The sequence below is a fragment of the Sphingomonas sp. MMS24-J13 genome (assembly GCF_044905095.1).
GTDB lineage: Bacteria > Pseudomonadota > Alphaproteobacteria > Sphingomonadales > Sphingomonadaceae > Sphingomonas_I.
On the sequence record NZ_CP173258.1, the window covers coordinates 3,876,008 to 3,896,418 of the forward strand.

Annotated in this window: 25 protein-coding genes and 1 tRNA gene; 12 read left to right on the forward strand and 14 right to left on the reverse strand. The window is 64.6% G+C overall.

Going from position 1 to position 20,411, the window contains the following annotated elements:
• Window positions 1–21: 21 nt before the first annotated feature.
• From dnaQ to AB4Z44_RS17705, 5 genes are read right to left on the reverse strand one after another with little or no spacing between them, the layout of a single operon-like run.
• Window positions 22–726: a DNA polymerase III subunit epsilon gene (gene dnaQ, locus AB4Z44_RS17685; protein WP_404710993.1), complete on the reverse strand. Its 705-nt coding sequence runs from the start codon at window positions 724–726 to the stop codon at window positions 22–24.
• Window positions 719–1,330, reverse strand: a complete 612-nt coding sequence (gene coaE, locus AB4Z44_RS17690; RefSeq protein ID WP_404710994.1) for a dephospho-CoA kinase — start codon at window positions 1,328–1,330, stop codon at window positions 719–721. The genes dnaQ and coaE overlap by 8 nt, the downstream gene beginning before the upstream one ends.
• Window positions 1,327–2,178, reverse strand: a complete 852-nt coding sequence (locus tag AB4Z44_RS17695; RefSeq protein ID WP_404710995.1) for a shikimate dehydrogenase family protein — start codon at window positions 2,176–2,178, stop codon at window positions 1,327–1,329. The genes coaE and AB4Z44_RS17695 overlap by 4 nt, the downstream gene beginning before the upstream one ends.
• Window positions 2,175–2,723 (reverse strand): Maf family protein, encoded by a 549-nt coding sequence (locus tag AB4Z44_RS17700; protein WP_404714267.1) that lies wholly within the window; start codon window positions 2,721–2,723, stop codon window positions 2,175–2,177. Before AB4Z44_RS17700 ends, AB4Z44_RS17695 begins: the two co-directional genes overlap by 4 nt.
• A gap of 41 nt (window positions 2,724–2,764) precedes the next feature.
• Window positions 2,765–3,586 (reverse strand): pyruvate, water dikinase regulatory protein, encoded by an 822-nt coding sequence (locus tag AB4Z44_RS17705; RefSeq protein WP_404714268.1) that lies wholly within the window; start codon window positions 3,584–3,586, stop codon window positions 2,765–2,767.
• 309 nt (window positions 3,587–3,895) lie between these two features.
• Between AB4Z44_RS17705 and hemE the strand changes: the two genes are divergently transcribed.
• The 5 genes from hemE (at window position 3,896) to AB4Z44_RS17730 (ending at window position 7,864) form a co-directional block, all read left to right on the forward strand.
• A complete protein-coding gene (gene hemE / locus AB4Z44_RS17710; protein ID WP_404710996.1) occupies window positions 3,896–4,948 on the forward strand; it encodes a uroporphyrinogen decarboxylase in 1,053 nt (350 codons plus the stop codon).
• The gene (locus tag AB4Z44_RS17715) at window positions 4,945–5,415 is read left to right on the forward strand and encodes a CopD family protein (RefSeq protein WP_404710997.1); all 471 of its coding nucleotides are present in this window, start codon (window positions 4,945–4,947) and stop codon (window positions 5,413–5,415) included. The genes hemE and AB4Z44_RS17715 overlap by 4 nt, the downstream gene beginning before the upstream one ends.
• A 217-nt stretch (window positions 5,416–5,632) precedes the next feature.
• Window positions 5,633–6,889, forward strand: a complete 1,257-nt coding sequence (gene rho / locus AB4Z44_RS17720; protein WP_404710998.1) for a transcription termination factor Rho — start codon at window positions 5,633–5,635, stop codon at window positions 6,887–6,889.
• A gap of 6 nt (window positions 6,890–6,895) precedes the next feature.
• On the forward strand, window positions 6,896–7,210 hold the full coding sequence (locus AB4Z44_RS17725) for an antibiotic biosynthesis monooxygenase family protein (protein ID WP_404710999.1): 315 nt from the start codon (window positions 6,896–6,898) through the stop codon (window positions 7,208–7,210).
• Window positions 7,211–7,219: 9 nt separating this feature from the next.
• Window positions 7,220–7,864 carry a TerC family protein gene (locus AB4Z44_RS17730; RefSeq protein WP_404711000.1) on the forward strand — a complete coding sequence of 215 codons (645 nt, stop codon included), beginning with the start codon at window positions 7,220–7,222 and terminating at the stop codon, window positions 7,862–7,864.
• 27 nt (window positions 7,865–7,891) lie between these two features.
• Here the strand turns inward: AB4Z44_RS17730 and AB4Z44_RS17735 are convergent, their stop codons facing one another.
• From AB4Z44_RS17735 to AB4Z44_RS17745, 3 genes are read right to left on the reverse strand one after another with little or no spacing between them, the layout of a single operon-like run.
• Window positions 7,892–8,869 (reverse strand): quinone oxidoreductase family protein, encoded by a 978-nt coding sequence (locus AB4Z44_RS17735; protein WP_404711001.1) that lies wholly within the window; start codon window positions 8,867–8,869, stop codon window positions 7,892–7,894.
• Entirely contained in the window at window positions 8,866–9,564 is a 699-nt protein-coding gene (locus tag AB4Z44_RS17740) for a dienelactone hydrolase family protein (protein WP_404711002.1), read from the reverse strand. Before AB4Z44_RS17740 ends, AB4Z44_RS17735 begins: the two co-directional genes overlap by 4 nt.
• Window positions 9,552–10,022 carry a methylated-DNA--[protein]-cysteine S-methyltransferase gene (locus AB4Z44_RS17745; protein ID WP_404711003.1) on the reverse strand — a complete coding sequence of 157 codons (471 nt, stop codon included), beginning with the start codon at window positions 10,020–10,022 and terminating at the stop codon, window positions 9,552–9,554. Before AB4Z44_RS17745 ends, AB4Z44_RS17740 begins: the two co-directional genes overlap by 13 nt.
• A gap of 66 nt (window positions 10,023–10,088) precedes the next feature.
• Between AB4Z44_RS17745 and AB4Z44_RS17750 the strand changes: the two genes are divergently transcribed.
• The 7 genes from AB4Z44_RS17750 to AB4Z44_RS17780 all read left to right on the forward strand — a co-directional run bounded on the left by AB4Z44_RS17750 (window position 10,089) and on the right by AB4Z44_RS17780 (window position 16,491).
• Window positions 10,089–10,328, forward strand: coding sequence for a DUF6489 family protein (locus tag AB4Z44_RS17750; protein WP_404711004.1), 240 nt, complete (start codon window positions 10,089–10,091; stop codon window positions 10,326–10,328).
• An 11-nt stretch (window positions 10,329–10,339) separates the two neighbouring features.
• Window positions 10,340–11,623 (forward strand): tRNA uridine-5-carboxymethylaminomethyl(34) synthesis GTPase MnmE, encoded by a 1,284-nt coding sequence (mnmE, locus tag AB4Z44_RS17755; protein WP_404711005.1) that lies wholly within the window; start codon window positions 10,340–10,342, stop codon window positions 11,621–11,623.
• A 73-nt stretch (window positions 11,624–11,696) separates the two neighbouring features.
• Window positions 11,697–13,517 carry a tRNA uridine-5-carboxymethylaminomethyl(34) synthesis enzyme MnmG gene (gene mnmG / locus AB4Z44_RS17760; RefSeq protein WP_404711006.1) on the forward strand — a complete coding sequence of 607 codons (1,821 nt, stop codon included), beginning with the start codon at window positions 11,697–11,699 and terminating at the stop codon, window positions 13,515–13,517.
• Window positions 13,514–14,134, forward strand: coding sequence for a 16S rRNA (guanine(527)-N(7))-methyltransferase RsmG (gene rsmG / locus AB4Z44_RS17765; RefSeq protein WP_404711007.1), 621 nt, complete (start codon window positions 13,514–13,516; stop codon window positions 14,132–14,134). The genes mnmG and rsmG overlap by 4 nt, the downstream gene beginning before the upstream one ends.
• Window positions 14,134–14,913 (forward strand): ParA family protein, encoded by a 780-nt coding sequence (locus tag AB4Z44_RS17770; protein WP_404711008.1) that lies wholly within the window; start codon window positions 14,134–14,136, stop codon window positions 14,911–14,913. The genes rsmG and AB4Z44_RS17770 overlap by 1 nt, the downstream gene beginning before the upstream one ends.
• The gene (locus AB4Z44_RS17775; protein WP_404711009.1) at window positions 14,910–15,785 is read left to right on the forward strand and encodes a ParB/RepB/Spo0J family partition protein; all 876 of its coding nucleotides are present in this window, start codon (window positions 14,910–14,912) and stop codon (window positions 15,783–15,785) included. The genes AB4Z44_RS17770 and AB4Z44_RS17775 overlap by 4 nt, the downstream gene beginning before the upstream one ends.
• 22 nt (window positions 15,786–15,807) lie before the next feature.
• A complete protein-coding gene (locus tag AB4Z44_RS17780; RefSeq protein ID WP_404711010.1) occupies window positions 15,808–16,491 on the forward strand; it encodes an alpha/beta fold hydrolase in 684 nt (227 codons plus the stop codon).
• A 29-nt stretch (window positions 16,492–16,520) separates the two neighbouring features.
• On the opposite strand, the gene AB4Z44_RS17785 is transcribed toward AB4Z44_RS17780, so the two are convergent.
• The 6 genes from AB4Z44_RS17785 to AB4Z44_RS17810 all read right to left on the reverse strand — a co-directional run bounded on the left by AB4Z44_RS17785 (window position 16,521) and on the right by AB4Z44_RS17810 (window position 20,368).
• Entirely contained in the window at window positions 16,521–17,423 is a 903-nt protein-coding gene (locus AB4Z44_RS17785; protein ID WP_404711011.1) for an FAD:protein FMN transferase, read from the reverse strand.
• A 77-nt stretch (window positions 17,424–17,500) separates the two neighbouring features.
• The gene (locus tag AB4Z44_RS17790) at window positions 17,501–18,367 is read right to left on the reverse strand and encodes a DUF4198 domain-containing protein (RefSeq protein ID WP_404711012.1); all 867 of its coding nucleotides are present in this window, start codon (window positions 18,365–18,367) and stop codon (window positions 17,501–17,503) included.
• 11 nt (window positions 18,368–18,378) lie between these two features.
• On the reverse strand, window positions 18,379–18,858 hold the full coding sequence (locus AB4Z44_RS17795; protein ID WP_404711013.1) for a DUF2271 domain-containing protein: 480 nt from the start codon (window positions 18,856–18,858) through the stop codon (window positions 18,379–18,381).
• Between the two features lie 13 nt (window positions 18,859–18,871).
• Complete coding sequence (locus AB4Z44_RS17800) at window positions 18,872–19,525, reverse strand: PepSY-associated TM helix domain-containing protein (protein ID WP_404711014.1); 654 nt, start codon at window positions 19,523–19,525, stop codon at window positions 18,872–18,874.
• Window positions 19,522–20,193 (reverse strand): Fe2+-dependent dioxygenase, encoded by a 672-nt coding sequence (locus tag AB4Z44_RS17805; protein WP_404711015.1) that lies wholly within the window; start codon window positions 20,191–20,193, stop codon window positions 19,522–19,524. Before AB4Z44_RS17805 ends, AB4Z44_RS17800 begins: the two co-directional genes overlap by 4 nt.
• A 99-nt stretch (window positions 20,194–20,292) precedes the next feature.
• Window positions 20,293–20,368 (reverse strand) — tRNA-Phe (locus AB4Z44_RS17810).
• Window positions 20,369–20,411 lie beyond the last annotated feature (43 nt).

Genomic DNA, 20,411 nt, shown 5'->3' on the forward strand with positions numbered 1-20,411 from the left:
AAGCGAGACGCGATGCCGCGGTCAAGCCGCAGGGAATTGAGCCCAGAGCGGATCGACCAGCTTTTGAATAAACGTTGCGTGGCGCGCCAGTTCCTCAGGGCTTGCCGCATGAGGGCGCGGCGGACGCACGGGTCGTGGCGCGCGCGCCATGCTCATGGCACTCTCCGCCAATTGCATGCCCGCCGCGGGCGTCTCCGCGAGGATGAGCCCGATCTGCCGTCCGCCGCATAATTCGACATAGACCTGCGCCAGCAGCTCGGCGTCGAGCAAGGCGCCATGCTTGATGCGCTGGCTGCGATCGATGCCATAGCGGGTGCAAAGCGCGTCGAGGCTGTGCTTCGCGCCCGGATGACGGGTTCGCGCCATGGCGAGCGTATCGACCATCCGGGCCAGCGAGATCGGGACATGGCCGCATTGCGACAGCTCCCAGTTGAGAAAGGCGAAATCGAAGGTCGCATTATGTGCGACGAGCGGGCTGTCGCCGAGAAATTCGATCAGATCGTCCACGACAGCGTGAAAACACGGCTTGTCGGACAGGAAGGTCATGGACAGGCCGTGCACCGCCTCGGCCTCGCGCGGCATATCGCGCTCGGGATTGATGTAGGCGTGGAAGGATCGTCCGGTCTGGACGCGGTTGAAAATCTCGACACAGCCTATTTCGACCAGCCTGTGGCCATCCTGTGGGCTGAGGCCCGTCGTCTCGGTATCGAACACGATCTCACGCATCGGCGGAGTATCGGACTGCGCGCGCCGAGAGGCAAGCGACGATCCCCGCGACTTTGGCACGAGTCCGCAGAATCGTGCTCCCTGTCGGGATGACGAAATCGGCACGCGCGCGCTTTTCGGGATCGGGGGTCTGCAGCGCGCGAATCCGCGCCAGTTTGGCCGGATCCATCCCCGGCCGAGCCAGAACCCGCTTCGCCTGCTGCCAGGGTGCGGCGGAAACCACCGCAATCGCATCGACCCGACGCCAGCCGCCTTTCTCGAACAGGAGGGGGATATCGACCACGACCAGCCGCCGGCCACGATGGCGGCGAAGAAACGCGCGCCGCGCTCGTTCCACCGCGGGATGAATGAGCCGCTCGAGTCGGTGCAAAGCCGCCTTGTCGTGGAGAACCGCCTGGCCGAGCCGCGCACGATCGACTCCATCGGCGTCGGTCGTCCCGGGAAAGAGCGCCTCGATCGCCGCAAGCAATTTGCCGGCCGGGCCCTGCAGACGCCGGACCTCGGCATCGGCATCGAACACCGGCACGCCGGCACGCACGAACATCTTTGCGACGGTCGATTTACCCATGCCGATCGACCCGGTCAGGCCGAGCACAATCGTCATGCCGTCAGCAGCGCCCGCAAATCGGCGTCGGCATCGGCCGGCGGTGTGGCGCCGAAGAAATGCTCGAACGCGATCCGTGCCTGGCCGACCAGCATGCGCAGGCCATCGACGACCGGATGACCGCGTTCGCGCGCGGCCGCGAGCAAGGGCGTCTCCAGCGGCGCATAAACCGCATCGTAGACGATTGCGCCCGGGGGCACGTTGGAGAAATCGATCGCCAGCGGCGGTTGCCCGGTCATACCGAGCGAGGTCGCGTTGACGACCAGATCGAGGCGTTCGTCGGTGTCGCCCCAATCAAAGGTCAGCGGCTCGGCCAGCGCCGACAAAGGCCCGACATGCGCGTGGCTACGATCGAATTCATTGGCGAGCAGCTCAGCCTTGGCGGAATCGCGCGCGATGAAGACCAGGGTGAAACCCTCATCCCACAAGGCATGCGCGATCGCGCGCGCCGCACCACCGGTGCCGATGATGCGCGCCGTCCGGAGCAGGTGACGCTCGGCAAGCCAAGGCTTGAGGGGTTCGAGGAAACCGGGGGCATCGCTATTATGCCCGATCAGCACATCGCCTTCACGCACCACGATATTTGCCGCGCCGATCCGCTCGGCCAACGGATCGAGCCGGTCGATCAGGGGGAGCACCAGCTGCTTGTGGGGAATCGTGACGTTGCAGCCGCGCCATGCCGGATCGCCACGCCGTTCGGTCAAATAGGCCGCGAGATCGGCGGGTGCGACCAGCCGACGCGCATAATCCCCTGACAAACCCAGCCGGTCGAGCCAGAATTTGTGGATCAGCGGCGATTTGGACTGCGCGATCGGATCGCCGATCACCTCGGCATAAGGTGCGGTCATGCCGCGATCACTCCCCGGACCCTCAACCAGTCGAGCAAGGGCAGCAGCGGCAGGCCGAGAATGGTGAAATGGCTGCCCTCGATCCTGGTGAAGAGCTGCGCACCCAGCCCCTCGATCCGGTAGCCGCCGACACAGCCGCCGATCGCCGGCCATTCGGCATCGAGATAGGATGCGAGGAAAGCGTCGGAAAAATCGCGCATCGTCAGCTTGGCGGTATCGACGTGCCGCCAGATCGGCTGGCCGCGCAACGCCACGACTGCGGCGCTGCTCAAGCGATGCGTCGCGCCGGCGAAGCTGCGCAATTGGGTGGCGGCTTCCTCACGGCTCGTCGTCTTGTCGATCAGGCGCCCATCCGGTGCAGTGACGGTCGAATCGCATCCCAGCACGAGACTATCGGGAAAGCGATGCGACACTTTGATGGCTTTCATCTCCGCTAGCGCATCCGCCAGATCGCGCCCGTTCAAGCCGGCCAGCGAGGCTTTGACCGCATCCTCGTCGACGCCGGCCGAGACGGGGGTGAAGGGCACGCTCGCCGCCGTCAGCATCGCGCGCCGCGATGCCGATTGCGATGCCAGGATCAATTCGCTCACGCTCTGGTCTCGCTCTGGCGCCCTAGCAGCAGGTTGATGATCGCTGCCGCCGTCTCTTCGATCGAGCGCCTGGTGACGTCGATCACCGGCCAGCCCTTGTCGGCGAACATCCGCCGCGCAAACGCCAATTCCTGCGCGACCGCGTCCTGATCGACATAGGCCGTTTCCGCCACCTGATTGAGAGAGAGCAGCCGGTTACGGCGGATCTGGATCAGCCGATCGGGGCTGGTGGTAAGCCCGATCACGAGCGGCTTCTTCAGTTCGTAGAGGATCGGCGGCGGCGGGCTTTCGATCACGAGCGGGATATTGGCCACCTTGTAGCCGCGATTGGCGAGATAGATCGAAGTTGGCGTCTTGGACGAACGCGAAACCCCCGCCAGCACGATATCGGCCTCCTCCCAATCCTCGGGCGCGATGCCGTCGTCATGCGCGATCGTGAACTGGATCGCGTCGACGCGGGCGAAATAAGCCGCGTCGAGCACGTGCTGGCGCCCGGGCTTGGCCTTGGCCTCCTGTCCGAGCAGCCGCTGGAGCGCGTCGGTCACCGGATCGAGTGCCGCGACGTGGGGCAGACCGGCAATGCGGCACCGTTCTTCGAGCGTGCGGCGCACATCCGAATTGACGAGCGTGTAGATGATCAAGCCAGGCCGCTGGATGATCTCGGCCAGCACCCGGTTGAGATGCCCTTCGGAACGCACCATCGGCCAGAAATGCTTGATCGTCTCGACCGCGTCGAACTGGGCGATACCCGCCTTGACGATCGCCTCCAGCGTCTCGCCGGTCGAATCCGACAGCAGATGGAGGTGAAGCCGCATCAGGCGCGGCCCGTATTGCAAGTGCGAAGGCTGTGGATAAACATGGGGGTAGCGCTAGCGGAATGCAGTGCGTAGCTGCAAGGTGAACCAGCGATCCTCGCTCCGCCGCCTCTAACGACACTTTAATCCACAGGGGATTACCAAAATGGACCTGCCTGTGGATATCGGGGGAAGTATGCGGGACTCGCGGCAAACCGCCACGTTTTGGGGAGTCAAGCTGTTGGCAATTTTCCCCCTGCCCGATAATTCCCGCTATCGGGCCGCCAACTGACTCCTACAGACTCTCCTAAATTCAATTTATAGAAAGTAGAGATGCCCTCAGCCCTGCCCATTTCGGACGAAAAACCCGTCGATCGGCCCCTTTTCGCGGTGCTGAAAGGCGAGCGTCGCGATCCACCGCCGGTTTGGCTGATGCGTCAGGCCGGACGCTATCTGCCCGAATATCGCGCGCTCCGGGCGGACAAAGGCGGGTTCCTCGACCTCGTTCATGATAGCGAGGCTGCGGCGGAGGTGACGCTCCAACCGATCCGGCGCTTCGGCTTCGACGGCGCGATCCTCTTCTCCGACATTCTCGTCATCCCGCACGCGCTTGGGCAGGATTTGAGCTTCGAAGTCGGCGAGGGCCCGCGTCTTTCCCCTCCGCTGATCGATGGGGTCATGAAGGGGCTGGAACGGGTGCCCGAGCGCCTGGACCCGGTCTACCGCACCGTGGGGCTGGTTGCCGCGCAATTGCCGCCTGAGACCACCTTCCTGGGCTTTGCCGGCTCGCCGTGGACGGTATCGACCTACATGGTCGCGGGGCAGGGCTCGAAGGAGCAGGCGGCCGCGCGGCGGCTGGCTTATGGCGATCCCGCCGCATTCGGCGCGATGATCGATGCGGTCGTGACGATGACGGTCGATTATCTTGCCGGTCAGATCGCGGCAGGCGTGGATGCCGTCCAGCTGTTCGACAGCTGGGCCGGCAGCCTGTCACCTGCGCAGTTCGAACGCTGGGTGATCGAGCCGACCGCACGGATCGTCAGCCAGCTGCGCATGCGCTGCCCCGGCGTGCCGATCATCGGTTTTCCCAAGGGCGCGGGCGGCAAGCTACCCGCTTATGCGCGCGAGACCGGGGTGGATGCGATCGGCGTCGACGAGACGGTCGATCCGGTCTGGGCGAATCTCCATCTGCCCAAGGATTTGCCGGTGCAGGGCAATCTCGATCCGCTCGCGCTGATTGCGGGTGGCGAAGCGCTTGATAGCGCGGTAGCGCGTATCCGGGCGGCATTTTGCGACAGGCCGCATATTTTCAACCTGGGTCATGGCATTTTGCCCGACACGCCGATCGTGCATGTCGAGCATTTGCTTTCTATATTGCGCGCATGACGCTGACCGCGCTGGGAAACCTGCTGACCGTGACGTACCTCTGGATCAAGGCCGGCCACGTCATTTTCGTGATCTTCTGGATCGCGGGCCTGTTCATGCTGCCGCGTTTCTACGTCTATCATCAGGAAAGCGCGCCGGGATCGGCCGAGGAGCGCCGCTGGATCGATCGCGAGCGCAAGCTGCGCAATATCATCATCACGCCGGCGATGATTCTGGTGTGGATCTTCGGGCTGACGCTCGCCTGGCAGATCGGCTTGTTCAGCGGTTCGCCCGGGCTGGGCTGGCTTCACCTGAAGCTGCTGCTGGTCGTCGGCCTGTCTGGCTATCATGGCTGGATGGTGAGCTACGGCAAGAAACTGGCACGCGGCGAGCGGCCGACAAGCGGTAAAGCCTTGCGCCTGATGAACGAAATTCCGGGCATTGCGACCGCGGCGATCGTCGTGTTGGTCATCGTCAAACCGTTCTGAGGTCTCGATCTCTCTCCCTTTGCGCGGGAGAAGGCAGTTCATTCACCTTGACGCGCCGTAGCGTCGGCACCATCTCGCGCTTGACGATTGGGCCGGCGCCTTTTACCGGCTGTCACGTCCTCGGGCCCGCATCTCCTGCGAGCGCCCGTCATCCAACAGCTCGAACAGCCGCTTTCATTACGCGCCGTTCCCACCCTCAGCACCACCGGACGCCCATATGCACCTCAAAGACCTTAAAAAGAAAAGCCCGGCCGAACTGGTCGCCATGGCGGAGGAGGCTGGCGTCGAAGGCGCGTCGACGATGCGCAAGCAGGACCTGCTGTTCGGTATCCTCAAGGCCGAGGCCGAGAATGGCGAGCAGATCATGGGCATGGGCACGATCGAGGTGCTGCCCGACGGATTCGGTTTCCTACGGTCGCCCGAAGCCAATTATCTCGCCGGCCCGGACGATATCTACGTCTCGCCCAACCAGGTCCGCAAGTTCGGACTGCGCACCGGCGATACGGTCGAAGGCGAGATCCGCGACCCCAAAGATGGCGAACGCTATTTCGCGCTGACCAAGCTCATGCAGGTCAATTTCGACGATCCGGCCGCAGTGCGCCATCGCGTCAATTTTGACAATCTCACGCCGCTTTATCCCGAATCGAAGCTCACGCTTGATCCGGCGGACCCGACGGTCAAGGACAAGTCGGCGCGCGTGATCGATCTCATCTCGCCGCAGGGCAAGGGCCAGCGTACCCTGATCGTCGCTCCGCCGCGCGTCGGCAAGACGGTGATGCTGCAGAACATGGCGAAGGCCATCACCGACAACCATCCCGAAGTCTTCCTGATCGTGCTGCTGATCGACGAGCGGCCCGAGGAAGTGACCGACATGCAGCGTTCGGTGAAGGGCGAGGTCGTCTCCTCGACCTTCGACGAACCCGCCACCCGCCACGTCGCGGTCGCCGAGATGGTGATCGAGAAGGCCAAGCGTCTGGTCGAGCACAAGAAGGACGTCGTGATCCTGCTCGATTCGATCACGCGTCTCGGCCGTGCCTACAACACCGTCGTGCCGTCGTCGGGCAAGGTCCTGACCGGCGGTGTCGATGCGAACGCCTTGCAGCGGCCGAAGCGCTTCTTCGGTGCGGCACGTAACATCGAGGAGGGCGGATCGCTCTCGATCATCGCCACCGCTTTGATCGACACCGGCAGCCGTATGGACGAAGTGATCTTCGAGGAATTCAAGGGCACCGGCAACTCCGAAATCGTGCTCGACCGCAAGGTCGCCGACAAGCGCATCTTCCCGGCGATGGACGTCGGCAAATCGGGGACCCGCAAGGAAGAGTTGCTGCTCGACAAGGGCAAGCTCGCCAAGATGTGGGTGCTGCGCCGCATCCTCATGCAGATGGGCACCACCGACGCGATGGAGTTCCTGCTCGACAAGATGAAGGATTCGAAGACCAACGAAGACTTCTTCGATTCGATGAATCAATAAGCCAGCATGATCGTCGAACACGCTTTGCTGAGCGTGCGCGATGGCCAGTCGGCTGCATTCGAGGCGGCGATGCGGCAGGCGATTCCGCTTATCGCCGCATCATCGGGATTTCTGGGGATCGAGGTTCGCCCTGCGGTCGAGGCTGCGGGTCTTTATCTGCTGCTGGTGCGGTGGGACGATGTGTCCAGCCATCGGGAAGGCTTCCGGACATCCGATCGCTACCAGGAATGGCGCGCGTTGCTCCACGGTTTCTACGAGCCGATGCCCCGGGTCGACTATTTCGGGCCGTCCCTCATCGACAGTCCCGCCCCATCCGAATAACACACTTGCATGATCGAGCTCTGGCAGCACATCGTTACCGATTTCTCGAACCTCGGCTCGCCCGAGGCGCTGGCAGCATTCCTGCAGGTGCTGATGATCGATGTCATGCTGGCAGGCGACAATGCGATCGTCGTCGGTGCGCTCGCCGCGGGGCTCGACCCCAAGCAGCGCAAGAACGTCATCCTGATCGGCATTCTTGCTGCGCTCGTGCTGCGCATCATTTTCGCACTCGCGGTAACGCAACTCCTTCAAGTCGTGGGACTTACTTTCGCCGGCGGGCTGCTGTTGCTGTGGGTCGCATGGAAGATGTGGCGCGAGCTGCGCGGCGGCGATCAGAATCACGGAGGCGAGCTCAGGCCGGCGAAAAGCTTTGCAGCTGCGGCTTGGGCGGTCGCGGTAGCCGACGTTTCGATGAGTCTCGACAATGTCCTCGCGGTGGCGGGCGCGGCACGCGAGCATCCCGGCATCCTCATCATCGGCCTGTTATTGTCGGTGATCCTGATGGGCGTAGCCGCCAATCTGCTCGCGCGGGTGATCGAGCGCTATAAGTGGATCGCCTATGTCGGGCTGGTGGTCATCCTCTATGTCGCGGTGAAGATGGTTTACGAGGGGGTCGTCCACCACGACACAGGGTTGCTGACGCTGTTCAGGTAATCCTCCGCTGAGGGAGGCTGACAGCAATTACGGGATCAACACCGTCGATCCGGTGGTCTCCCGGGCCTCCAGCGCCCGGTGTGCATCCGCCGCGCGATCCAGTGGGAAAGTCTGGCCGATTTCGACTTCGAGCGTGCCGTTCTTCAGCATCGCGAATAGTCGCGCAGCCGCTGCCTCGCGCTCGGCGGGCGTCGCGATGTAATGGAACAGGGTAGGACGGGTAAGGAAGAGCGATCCGGCGCGGCTCAGCGCGAGTGGCTCGACCGGTGGCACCGCGCCGCTGGCATTGCCGTAGCTTACCATCAGGCCACGCGATCGCAGCGCGGCGATCGAGGCCGACCAACTCGCCTTGCCGACACCATCGAACACCGTGTTGACGCCATGGCCGCCGGTCAGCGCTTTCACCTTTTCAGCAAGCTCGTCGAATGGGCAGGACAGGGCCTCGTCGGCGCCGAGCGCCTTGGCCTTCGCGGCTTTGTCGGGCGAACCGGCATGCGCGATCACCTTAGCGCCTACCGCCTTCAGCCAAGGCACCAGGAGCGAGCCGACCCCGCCGGCAGCCGCGTGGACCAGGATGGTCTGGCCCGGCCGTACCTTGCCGCATTCGCCGACGAGCATATCGGCGGTAAGACCCTTGAGCATCACTGCCGCGGCGGTCTCGGTGCTGACGTCATCGGGTAGCTTCATCAGCATACCGGCCGGGATGCTGCGCAAAGTGGCATAAGCACCCAGTGGGCCTCCCGCATAAGCGACGCGATCACCAGGTTTCACCGCTGTCACGCCCTCACCGACCGCCTCGATGACGCCCGCCGCCTCGCCACCCAACCCGCCGGGCAGATCCGACGGATAGAGACCCGAACGATAATACGTGTCGATGAAGTTGAGCCCGACCGCTTCATGCCGGACGACCGCTTCACCCGCCGCTGGCAGCGGCGTGGCTATATCCTCGCGCACCAGTACATCGGGGCCGCCGGTTTCGCGGAAGACGATGCGATAATCGCTCATGCCAGCGCCTCGGCGAAAAAGGCTTCGGTGCGGCCATCGGCCAGTTCGGCGGCGGCATCGTCCCGTCTCTTGCCCGACGTCGTGGCGAAACCGTGATCGACGCCCGCATATTCATGGATCGTCGCATGTTTATTGCCATCGAGTGCGGCGTGGATCGCGGCACGCTTCTCGGCAGTGATGAAATGATCGTCCTCGGCGAAATGGAGCATCAGCGGTTTGGCGATCGCATGCGACTCGCCGAGCATCGTATCGATCCCGCCACCATAATAACCGACGCTGGCATCGACATCGGTGCGTGTCGCCGTGAGAAACGCAACGCGGCCGCCGAGGCAGAAGCCTACCACGCCGACCTTGCCGCCGCCCATCAGCTTGCGTGCAGCGCGGATCGTGGCTTCAACATCCTCGATCCCCTTGCCTATATCGAATTGCTGCATTGCAACAAAGGCATCCTGCATGTCCGCCGGCACGTCGGGATCGACGTCGTAACCCGGCTTGAAACGCCAGAACATGTCGGGCGCCAGTGCGAGATAGCCCTTGGCCGCCCAATCATCGACTTTCTTGCGAATACCGGGATTCACGCCGAAGATTTCCTGGATGACGATGATCGCCGCCTTCGGCGTGCCGGCGGGCTTGGCCGTATAGGCGTCGAAGCTGCCGCTGGCGTCGAGTGCCTCGATCGGAGTCATAAGTCCCATAGCATTTTCTCCTTCGATTCATGTGCGAGCAGCCAGCTCTTGGTGACGAGGCCACGCCCGCCCGAATAGTGACCAGGGCCGTTCGACGCGACGATACGATGACAGGGCACGATGATCGGCAACGGATTGCGTGCGCAGGCCTGGCCGATCGCGCGAGCACCCGATCCGACCCGATCGGCGAGCGCGCCGTAGGTCATCGTCTCGCCAGCTGAAATGCTGCAGATCGCGTCGCGCAACACCGCACCGCGTGCGGTGGGTGCGGGTGCTAGCGGCAGATCGAAGCTCTCGCGATTTCCGGCAAAATAGGCGATCAGTTGCGCCTGCGCATCATCGAGCAAAGCAGCGTCGCCGGCGATGTCCGGTTCCGGAATTGCATCGATATGAAGCATCACCAGCCGATTTGCTGCACTGGTGAAGCGCACTGGTCCGACAGGGGTTTCGATCGTACGCTGCGGCATGGACGCTCCCTGACGCTTCCTCTACCAATTGTTTGGCCTCTGGCTCAACGGCGCGAAAGGCGGCTGATGAAGATCACTATGGATATCGAATGCACGCCCGAAGAAGCCCGCCGTTTGATGGGGCTGCCGGATATGGGCCCGATCCACGACATCTATCTGGAAAAGCTCAAGGAAACGATGAGCGAGGGGCTGACTCCGGAAACGGTCGACCGCATGATCCGCACCTGGACCCCGATGGGGGAGGCGGGGATGAACGCCTGGCGCCAGATGATCGAGCAGCTCACCGGCACGTCGCGAAAGAATTAGGCCTCGCTGCCATGGCGCGGGATACGATCTTCGCGCTCTCGAGCGGCGCGCTTCCGGCCGCGATCGCGGTGATTCGCCTGAGCGGGCCTGCGACCGCCGGTGCGGTGCAAGCGCTGGCAGGGGTGTTGCCAAAACCGCGCCGCGCTGTGGTGCGGACATTGGTGGACGCGGAAGGGGCAGCGCTCGATCGCGTGTTGCTGCTGTGGCTTCCGGGACCGGGCACGGCGACGGGCGAGGATATGGCCGAGCTTCATCTTCACGGCGGCCGTGCGGTAGCTGCGGCCGTGCAGGGGGCGCTGGGTGGCTTGCCCGGCCTTCGCCCGGCGGAGCCGGGGGAGTTCACGCGCCGCGCTTTTGCCAACGGCCGGATCGATCTGGCTGAGGCCGAGGGGCTTGCCGATCTGATCGCAGCGGAGAGCGAGGGGCAGCGGCGGCAAGCAATTCGTCTTGCCGAAGGTGGGCTTGGCCGGCTGATCGATGGTTGGCGCGATCGGCTGCTGGGGCTGGCGGCGCATGTCGAGGCAGCGATCGAATTCGGCGAGGAAGAAGGGGATGTCCCGGCGCTTGGCACGGCTTCCCATGATGCGCTCGATCGTCTCGCGCTCGATATGCGGACCGCCCTCGACCAGCCGCCGGCCGAGCGATTGCGCGATGGACTGCGCGTGGTGCTGGCGGGTCCCGTCAACGCTGGTAAATCTAGTTTGATCAATGCCTTAGCCGGGCGTGATGTCGCCATTGCGACGCCCATTGAGGGTACGACCCGCGATATTATCGAAGCCCCGGTGATGATCGACGGACTACCATTGATTCTGGTCGATAGTGCCGGGTTGCGCGAAAGTGTCGATCCGGTCGAGCAGGCCGGGATCGCGCGCGCACGCGACGCGATCGAAACGGCCGATATCATCCTATGGCTGGGACCAGCCGCGGAAGCGCCGAGCGAGGCCATCATTGTCCATCCCCGGGCCGATCTGCCCGATCGCGCGGCGATGCCGGCGGGGAGCATGATTGCGGTGTCCACGGTGACGGGCCAGGGGCTGGCGGGTCTGCGCGCGATGATGATAGACCGCGCGCGAACCTTGTTGGCCCCAACGGATCGCGTGGCATTGAACGAACGTCATAGAGGGATCATCGCTGAGGCGATGGCCGAACTTACCGCAGCCGGGCGCAACGCGGACGCCGTCATCGTCGCCGAACATCTCCGTATTGCAAGAACCGCGCTCGACCGCATCGCTGGCCGGGCGGGTGTGGAGGACATGCTCAACTCGTTGTTCGGTCGTTTCTGCATCGGCAAGTGATGTTCCACGTGGAACATTGAGCGGGAACGAGAGAAGCCTTTCGCCGACCTGCTTCACCCACTATGGCGCGCCTATGGCGCAATTCGATGTCATCGTTGTGGGCGGCGGGCACGCCGGGTGTGAAGCCGCGACCGCAGCGGCGCGCCGTGGCGCGCGTGTGGCGCTCGTGACCAACGACCCCGGGCAGATCGGAGCGATGTCGTGCAATCCGGCGATTGGCGGGGTCGGCAAGGGTCACCTCGTTCGCGAGATCGATATATTCGATGGCGTGATGGCGCGGGCGGCCGATCATGCCGCGATCCATTACCGCATGCTCAATCAGAGCAAGGGCTCGGCGGTACATGGGCCCCGCGTCCAGGCTGATCGGCGCCGCTACAAGGAGGTGGTCCAGAGCCTGCTCGGTGACCAGCCCAATCTTCAGATCGTGGCCGGAGAGGCGAGCGCTCTGCACATCGCGAGTGGCCGCGTTGCCGGGCTGACGCTGGCCGATGGTTCGCAAATGATCGCGGCGGCGGTTATCCTTGCGACAGGGACGTTTCTGGGCGGAACGCTTTATTGCGGGCTGGAGGCCAAGGTCGGCGGCCGCGCTGACGAGCCGGCCTCGATTCCCCTCGCGCGGCAATTGCGCGCACTGTCGTTGCCGATGGCGCGTCTGAAGACCGGCACACCGCCACGTCTCGACGGCCGCACGATCGATTGGGCCCAGCTGGAGCGCCAGCCGTCGGATGACGACGGCTGGACCTTTTCTGCACTTGGCGCGGGCCGGGTTGCGCCGCAGCTCGCTTGCGCGATGACGCGCACCAACCTGCGCACGCACGATATCATCCGGTCGGCGCTCGATCGCTCGCCGCTCTTTTCAGGCGCGATCGAAGGGCAGGGGCCACGCTATTGCCCCTCGATCGAGGACAAGGTCGTCCGCTTCGGCGATCGCGACGGCCATCAGATCTTTCTCGAGCCCGAGGGGCTGGATGATCCGCTCGTCTATCCCAACGGCATCTCCACTTCGCTCCCGGTTGACGCCCAGGAAGCGATGGTGCGCAGTATCGCGGGTCTGGAACGGGCCGAGATTGTCCGTCCCGGCTACGCGGTCGAATATGATCATATCGATCCACGCAGCCTGACCGAGCACCTCGAACTGCGGGCCATACCTGGCCTCTATTGTGCAGGGCAAATCAACGGCACGACCGGCTATGAGGAGGCTGCGGCGCAGGGTCTGGTGGCTGGGCTCAACGCCGCAGCCGCAGTGCTCGGGATCGAGCCGGTGCGGTTCGATCGCGCCGATTCCTATATCGGGGTGATGGTCGACGATCTGATCCTGCAAGGGGTCACCGAACCCTACCGTATGCTGACCGCGCGGGCCGAATATCGGCTGCGGCTGCGTGCGGACAATGCGGCCACGCGCCTGGGTGGTATGGCACTGGCGAGTGGTGCGGTTGGAGCCGAGCGCGGCGAGTGGCTCGAACGCCGTCTGAGCGATGTCGAGACCGCTACCGCATTGATGAAGACGCCGCTCGCCGCCGGACAGGTTGGTGGTCTTGGCGCGCCAAGACCGCTCGGCGACTGGGTGCGGCAGCTGGATATGACCCCCGATCGCGCTATCGCGCTCGTGCCAGCCCTGTCGGCGCATGAAGCGATCCTGCGGGAGGTGGTCGATGATGCGCGCTACGCGCCGTATTTGGAGCGGCAGCGGGCCGAGGTTGCCCGGCTGAAGCATGACGCCAACGTAAGCCTCGCACGGATTGACTCCTATGCGGCGATTGGCGGGCTTTCGAACGAAATGGTCGAGCGACTCGAAGCGGCGCGCCCGGCCGATTTGGCTGCAGCCGGGCGCGTGCGGGGTGTAACGCCGGCGGCCTTGGCGGCCGTACTGGTCGCGGTGCGGCGCGCGGCATGACCGAGGAGGAAGCGCGTGCCTGGCTGGCTGCGCGTAATGTTCCACGTGGAACATTGGATCGGCTGGCTCAATTCGCCGATCTTGTCCGACGGGAAGGAGCCAACCAAAATCTGATATCGGCATCGACGATGGATCAGATGTGGGCGCGGCATATCGTCGACTCGGCGCAATTGCTCGACTCGGCCGGGGAGGGTGACTGGCTCGACCTTGGTTCGGGCGCCGGCTTTCCCGGCTTGGTCATCGCGCTTGTCGGTGAACGCCCGATCACCCTGGTCGAGTCGCGGGCCAAGCGGATCGCCTTCTTGCGGCAGGCGGTTGATGTGCTCGGCGTGGCGAATCGGGTTGCGGTGTTCGGCGGCCGTGCGGAAATTCTTCCCGATCGCAAATATGGCGTGATCACCGCCCGTGCTTTTGCGCCGTTGCCCCGATTGCTGGCGATCGCCCACCGATTTTCGACGCCAAAGACGACGTGGGTGCTTCCCAAGGGAAGAAGTGCGGCGCTGGAACTGGAAGAGGTGGCCGGATCGTGGCAGGGTAGCTTCGGGATCGTGCCGAGCGTGACCGATTCCGAGGCGGCGATCATCGTCGCGCGCGACGTTCGCCCGGGGAGATCCTGATGATCCGCATCGCCATTGCCAATCAGAAGGGTGGGGTGGGCAAGACGACCACCGCGATCAACCTTGCTACGGCGCTTGCCGCGAGCGGCTTTCGCGTACTGCTGATCGATTCGGATCCTCAAGGCAATGCCTCGACCGGACTCGGAATCGAGCGCGACGCCCGCGGCCGATCGACGTATCAGGTGCTGATCGGCGAGTGTTCTGTCGATGAAGCCGCTTTGTCGACGCGTGTCCCCAAACTCGATCTTCTCCCCGCAACCCAAGATCTCGCCGCCGCCGAAGTCGAACTCGCCGATCTCGATGATCGCGTTCGTCGGCTTGAGATCGCCCTCGACGCGGCCCCGCCCCGCTGGGATATCTGCCTGATCGATTGCCCGCCGTCGCTCGGTCTTCTCACGATCAACGCGCTCGTCGCTGCCAAGAGTTTGCTGGTGCCGTTGCAGTGCGAATTCTTCGCTTTGGAAGGAATGAGCCAGTTGCTTCGTACGGTCGAACTCGTGCGGGGACGCTTCAACCCGGGGCTCGCGATTCTCGGCGTCGCATTGACCATGTTCGATCGGCGCAACCGTCTGTCCGAGCAGGTATCGGACGATGTCCGTGCGGTCGTCGGTAAGCTCGTGTTCGATACGGTGATACCGCGCAATGTTCGCCTGTCGGAAGCCCCCAGCCATGGATTGCCCGCCTTGATCTACGACCATCGTTGCCCTGGGTCCGAAGCCTATATCGCACTCGCCCGCGAAGTGATTGCCCGCCTGCCCGCACCGGCGGTGGCCGCGTGAGCGAAGTCAAACGCGGGCTCGGGCGCGGTCTTTCCTCGCTTCTGGGAGAGGCGGCGCGCGAGCAGCCGATCGGTGCGGAAGCGGCGCGCGCGGCCGGCGTCCAGACGCTCCCTGTTGGGCAGATCGTGCCGAACCCCGATCAGCCGCGTCGCCACTTCGATGAAGATGCGCTCGACGAACTCGCCGCCTCACTGAAAGTGAGCGGGCTGATCCAGCCGATCGTGGTGCGGCCCAAAGGCAATGTCTACCAGATCGTGGCAGGCGAGCGGCGGTGGCGGGCGGCGCAACGTGCGCAACTGCACGACGTTCCGGTGTTGATCCGGACGCTGACCGATGCCGAGACCGTCGAGCTTGCGATCGTCGAGAACGTTCAGCGGCAAGATCTCAATGCAATAGAGGAATCAGAGGCTTATCAAAGACTTATAAAGGAATACGGGCATACGCAGGAGGCGCTCGGCAAGATTGTCGGCAAATCGCGCAGCCATATCGCCAATTTGCTGCGCCTCCTCGACCTGCCACCCTTCGTGCGCGGAGCGGTGGCCGACGGGCGGCTCACCATGGGCCACGCTCGCGCGCTGATCACGGCCGCCGATCCCGAGACCCTGGCGCGCGAGGTGATCGCACGCAGCCTCTCGGTGCGCGAGACCGAGGAACTGGCGCGCGGCCCCAAGGCCAAGCGCGAGCGGCAGGTGGCGGTCGAGCCCAAAGGAGCGGATGCCGACATCGCCCTGCTGCAGCGGATGCTCCGCGATCAACTGGGACTCAGCGTCGCGATCCAGCACGGCACTAGGGGCGGTGTCGTTACTATCGCCTACGCCACGCTCGACCAGCTCGACATGGTCTGCCAGCGCCTGAGCGGCGAGGCGATCTAATCAAGAAGAAGGGGAGCGGGATATGGCAACCTATGTGCTCGTGCATGGCGCCTGGGGCGGCGGCTGGGTTTATCGCGATATCGCCGATCGGCTACGCGGCGTGGGCCACACGGTGTTCGTGGCGCAGCTGACGGGGCTCGGCGAGCGGCTCCATCTGGTCGATCCGGGTATCACGCTCTCAACGCATATCGACGATGTGGTCGGCACGATCGACAGCGAGAAGCTCGACGAAATCATTCTCGTCGGCCATTCCTATGGTGGGATGGTGATCACCGGCGTGGCGGGCGCGCGCGCGGCCAAAATCCGAACGCTCGTCTATCTCGATGCCTTCCTCCCGACGGACGGGCAGGCGCTGTGGGACGTCGCCGATGAGGGAACGCGCGCTTTCTACATCGATGCGCAGCGCGACACGCCCGGTTTGGTCCAACCTCGCTTCGGCCCGCCGGGAACTCCGCCCCGCGGCCTCACCGGGCATCCGCTGCTGACCCTGCTCGAGCCGGTGAAGCTCGGGCCGGAGGCGGATGCGATCGCCAACCGGACCTATATCTACGCCACCGTCGGCACACCGACGATCTTCACCCAATTCTACGATCGGGTGAAATCCGATCCGGCCTGGCGCGTGCATGAGATCGCGACCGGGCATGTCGTGATGGCGGACGATCCGGATGGGCTGACCAGGTTGTTGCTGGACGAGGCCGAACGCTAGATCGGTCGGCACCGGCCTCGCTGGTCCGATCAGAGCAGATCGTGCAGCGCAGGCGTCAATACCTCGCGCAGGCCCGCCGCGTCCCTCGTCACGATTCGCGCTGCAAGGCCTTCCCGGGCCGCCAATGCCAGCCCGGCCTCCTGCCCCAGCACGGTCAACGCGCTTGCCCAGGCGTCGGCCTGCATCGCGGAGGCATGGAAGACGCTGACCGAGACCACGTCGCGCATCGCCGGCCGACCGGTCGCGGAATCGAGATTGTGGGCGCCGCGCACATAGTCGCCCGAAGTCGCGACCGCCCATTCGTGTAAGGCCGCGCGAAAGCGAGGAAGGGCGCTGGAACCGGGATGTTCCAAGTCGACCCACCATGGCTCGCCATCGGGTTTCAGGCCGCGCCCGGCGAGCTCGCCGCCGATCTCGACGAGGCAGTGGCGGACGCCATGGTGGGCGAGCAGCGCGGCCGTCGCGTCGACCGCATAGCCTTTGGCAATTCCGGACAGATCGAGCCGAAGACCGCCGGGCTGGCGGAGCCGGCTGGTGGCGACATCGAAATTGGTCCGCTCCCATCCCGAGCAGCCACGGGCGCGCGCGACCGCATCGTTGCTGGGCGGAGCAGTCCCGGCCACCGGACCAAAGCCCCAAAGATCGACCAGCGCGCCGATCGTCGGATCGAACGCGCCGCCCGATCGCGCGGCGATAGCCAGACCGATCCGCATCACGGTTGCGAAATCGGCGGGAAGAACCGCCCACAGCCCCGCAGGTGCCCGATTGAACCCGCACAGCACCGAATCGGGGCGCCAGTGGCTCATCTGCCATTCGAGCCCGTCGAGACGCCCCTGCACGGCCCTGCGAAGCAATTCGAGATCCAGTCCGGTCGGTCTGGCGAGGCGGATGTGCCAATGGGTGCCCATCGTCTCGCCCGTAAGGTCGATCACCTCTGCTTTCGTATCGTGCCCCGCGAAGGCGGAGCGCGACAGCGGCGGAACGGCGATCCGGGGTTTGAATGACAGGGTCAGGGGGTCAGGACCTCGAGTGTCGCGCCGTAGCTCATCCGCCGTTGGGTCGCCCGGGGCTCGGTCGGATTCGCGTCGGTCAGGGTGGCGCCCATCCAGTAAAGTCCGGCAGTCGGCCACTTGATCTGCACCACGCCATCCTTGTCTGCGACCAACTCCATCGCATTCTCGGCATTGCGATAGCGCGTGCCGCCCAGCACGACCTGAACATGAAGGCCGGCGGCTGGCTTGCCGTCGACGAGGAAGCGGAAGCGCGCCGGCTCGCCGGTGACCAGTTCGTCGGGATGCGTGATCGGATCGAATTCGAGCCCCTTGCCAGTCGGCGCGAAAATCTGTCGGGTAGGCTCCCCAAGCGTGACGAACACCTCGTTGCGGCTCGACATCTGGGTGAGCTTCACGTCAGTCGCGTCGGCCGGGATATCGGCAACCGTGAGGGGCTTTGGCGGTGCGCCGGCGGGAGCACCCGGGCCACCTGCGCCCGGCGGTGGGCCACCACGGCCGCCGACGCGCTTTTCCTCACCGTTGATCTTGAAGCTGCCCATCACGTTGGCGGACTGTGTCCCGATCTTCCACGTCCCCGGCTTGTCGAGCTGAACGTCGAACACCGCGCGGCGGCGGAGCACCGTCCCGTTCTGGATCCTGCCCGGCGTGCCGTCGGGCGCCCACACCTTCATTTGGTCGAGGTTGCCGGGCCGGTGATCGGCAAAGAAGAGATCGCCGGAATTGGCGGCGTCGATGCTCACCCAGCCCTCATTGCCCGAGAAGACTGTCGCCGATGGCAGGATCCAGTTCTTCTCCGCCAGAGCGGGTGCAGCGGCGGTCAGTATCACGCCTGCGATCAGGCCGGTCTTGATAACGCGGATCATGATGCGGTCCTTCAGCGAGGGGAGACGGCGATGATGCCGAGTTCGGTCTTGCCGCGCACCGAGGCGGCCTTGGCCGGCACCGTGATCGGCAGCGAGACGACCTCGCGCCCGCCCGCCTCGCGCGCCGATTCGACATAAAGCGTGTAGGCACCGGGCTTGACCGAATTGGGCAGCGGAATCTGGTAGGTGCCGGGCGTGCGGGTCGCTCCGCTGACGCCATCGGCCGGAATCTTCATCGTCCGCCCCGCCTTGCGCCACCAGGTGCGCATGTCGGCAAGCCACTTGGTGCCGGGCTCCGCACCCGCCTTCTTCACATCGTACCAGACGAGCAAAGTCTGCGGCGCGCCGCCGGCGGCGGGCTCGATCCAGGCGGCGAGGTAGGGCCGATGATATTCGGCCACGTCGAGCCGGGGCAGGGTGATGCTGATCGTGCCGGCGGCCGAGGCGGGGCCGGCGATCAATCCGGCGATGAGCAATGGCGCGGTCTTCATGGATAGCGGCCCTTCAATGGATGAACAGGATGGCGAGAATGACGGGAACGATCAGCCCGAGCCCGACCAGCGGCCAGGTCGAGGGGCGATGGCGCGCATGGAGTTGGAGCAGGAGCAGCCCGGTGGCGGTGAAGATGATGCAGGCGACCGCGAAGGCATCGATGAACCAGAACCAGGTCGAGCCCGAATTGCGGCCTTTGTGGAGATCGTTGAGGTAGGATATCCAGCCGCGATTGGTGACTTCGCTCTCGATCTTGCCATCGGCGCGAGCGATGCTGACCCAGGCGTCGCCGCCCGGGCGCGGCACCGCGACATAGGCTTCGTCCTCGGACCATTCGACGCTGCGACCGCCGGTGTTGAGGTGGATCAGTGCCTTGACCCGCGACACCACCGGCACAGGCAGAGAAGGCGCCTTCTCTTCGGCCGCCTTGGCCAGCAACGGCAGCAAGGCGGCATCGAGCCGCGCGCTACGATGCGTGACGGTGGGCTTGGCGCTGATCAATTCGGCGTGGTTGAGCGTCAGGCCCGTGATCGCGAACAGCAGCATGCCCATCAGCGACACGGCCGCGCTCATCCAGTGCCAGGTATGGAGTTGCTTGAGCCACCAGGCGCGCAATTTCCTCTTCGGCGGTCGCGGCGCGACGCTCACCTTCGTAGCTTCGCTCAAAGGTCCGCCCACCGCCGCAGCAAATTGTGATAGAGTCCCGTCAGCCGCACGACCGCGGGCGCCTGGGCGCCTGCGATCACCGACAATTCCTGAACCGACCGGTCGAGATCGAGCAGCATCGCGCGGGCTTGGCCGTCGCGCACCATCGACTGGATCCAGAAAAAGCTCGCGATCCGCGTGCCCCGCGTGACCGGCGTCACCCGATGCACCGTGGTGGCAGGGTAGAGAACCATGTCACCCGCCGGCAGCTTCACCGGCGGCTGGCCCTCGGCAACGAGTTCGCCGCCGTCATACTCGTCCGGATCGTTGAGGAAGAGCGTGGCGGAGAGATCGGTGCGGACGCGCAGGTCGGTCCCTGGGCGAATCCGGATCGCGCTGTCGATATGATCGCCGAAGCCGTCGCCGGTCTGATAGCGATTGAACAAGGGCGGGTAGACGCGGAGCGGCAGCGCCGCCGCGACGAACAAGGGCGATCGCGAGAGCGCGCCGAGTACCACCTCGCCAAGCGCGCGCGCATCGGCGCTATTTTCGGGCAGCTGGCAATTGCGCTTGGCACCGGCCGACTGGTGGCCCGAGGTGGCATTGCCATCGGTCCATTCGGCCGCGGACAGCCGTGTGCGCATGATTTCCAGCTGGTCGTGCGCGAGCACGCCGGGAATGACGATCATGCAAAACGCCTATCGTCGCTTCTAATGCGAATCAATCGCAGAATGCGACGAAAGCCAAACGTGGAGCTCCAGCTGCATGTTTCGAACCATCGGGAAGGATGGTGCCCAGGGACGGAATTGAACCGCCGACACCGTGATTTTCAGTCACGTGCTCTACCAACTGAGCTACCTGGGCACATGCGGGAGCGGTTGGGAAGGGGGCCTATAGAGGCGTGGTT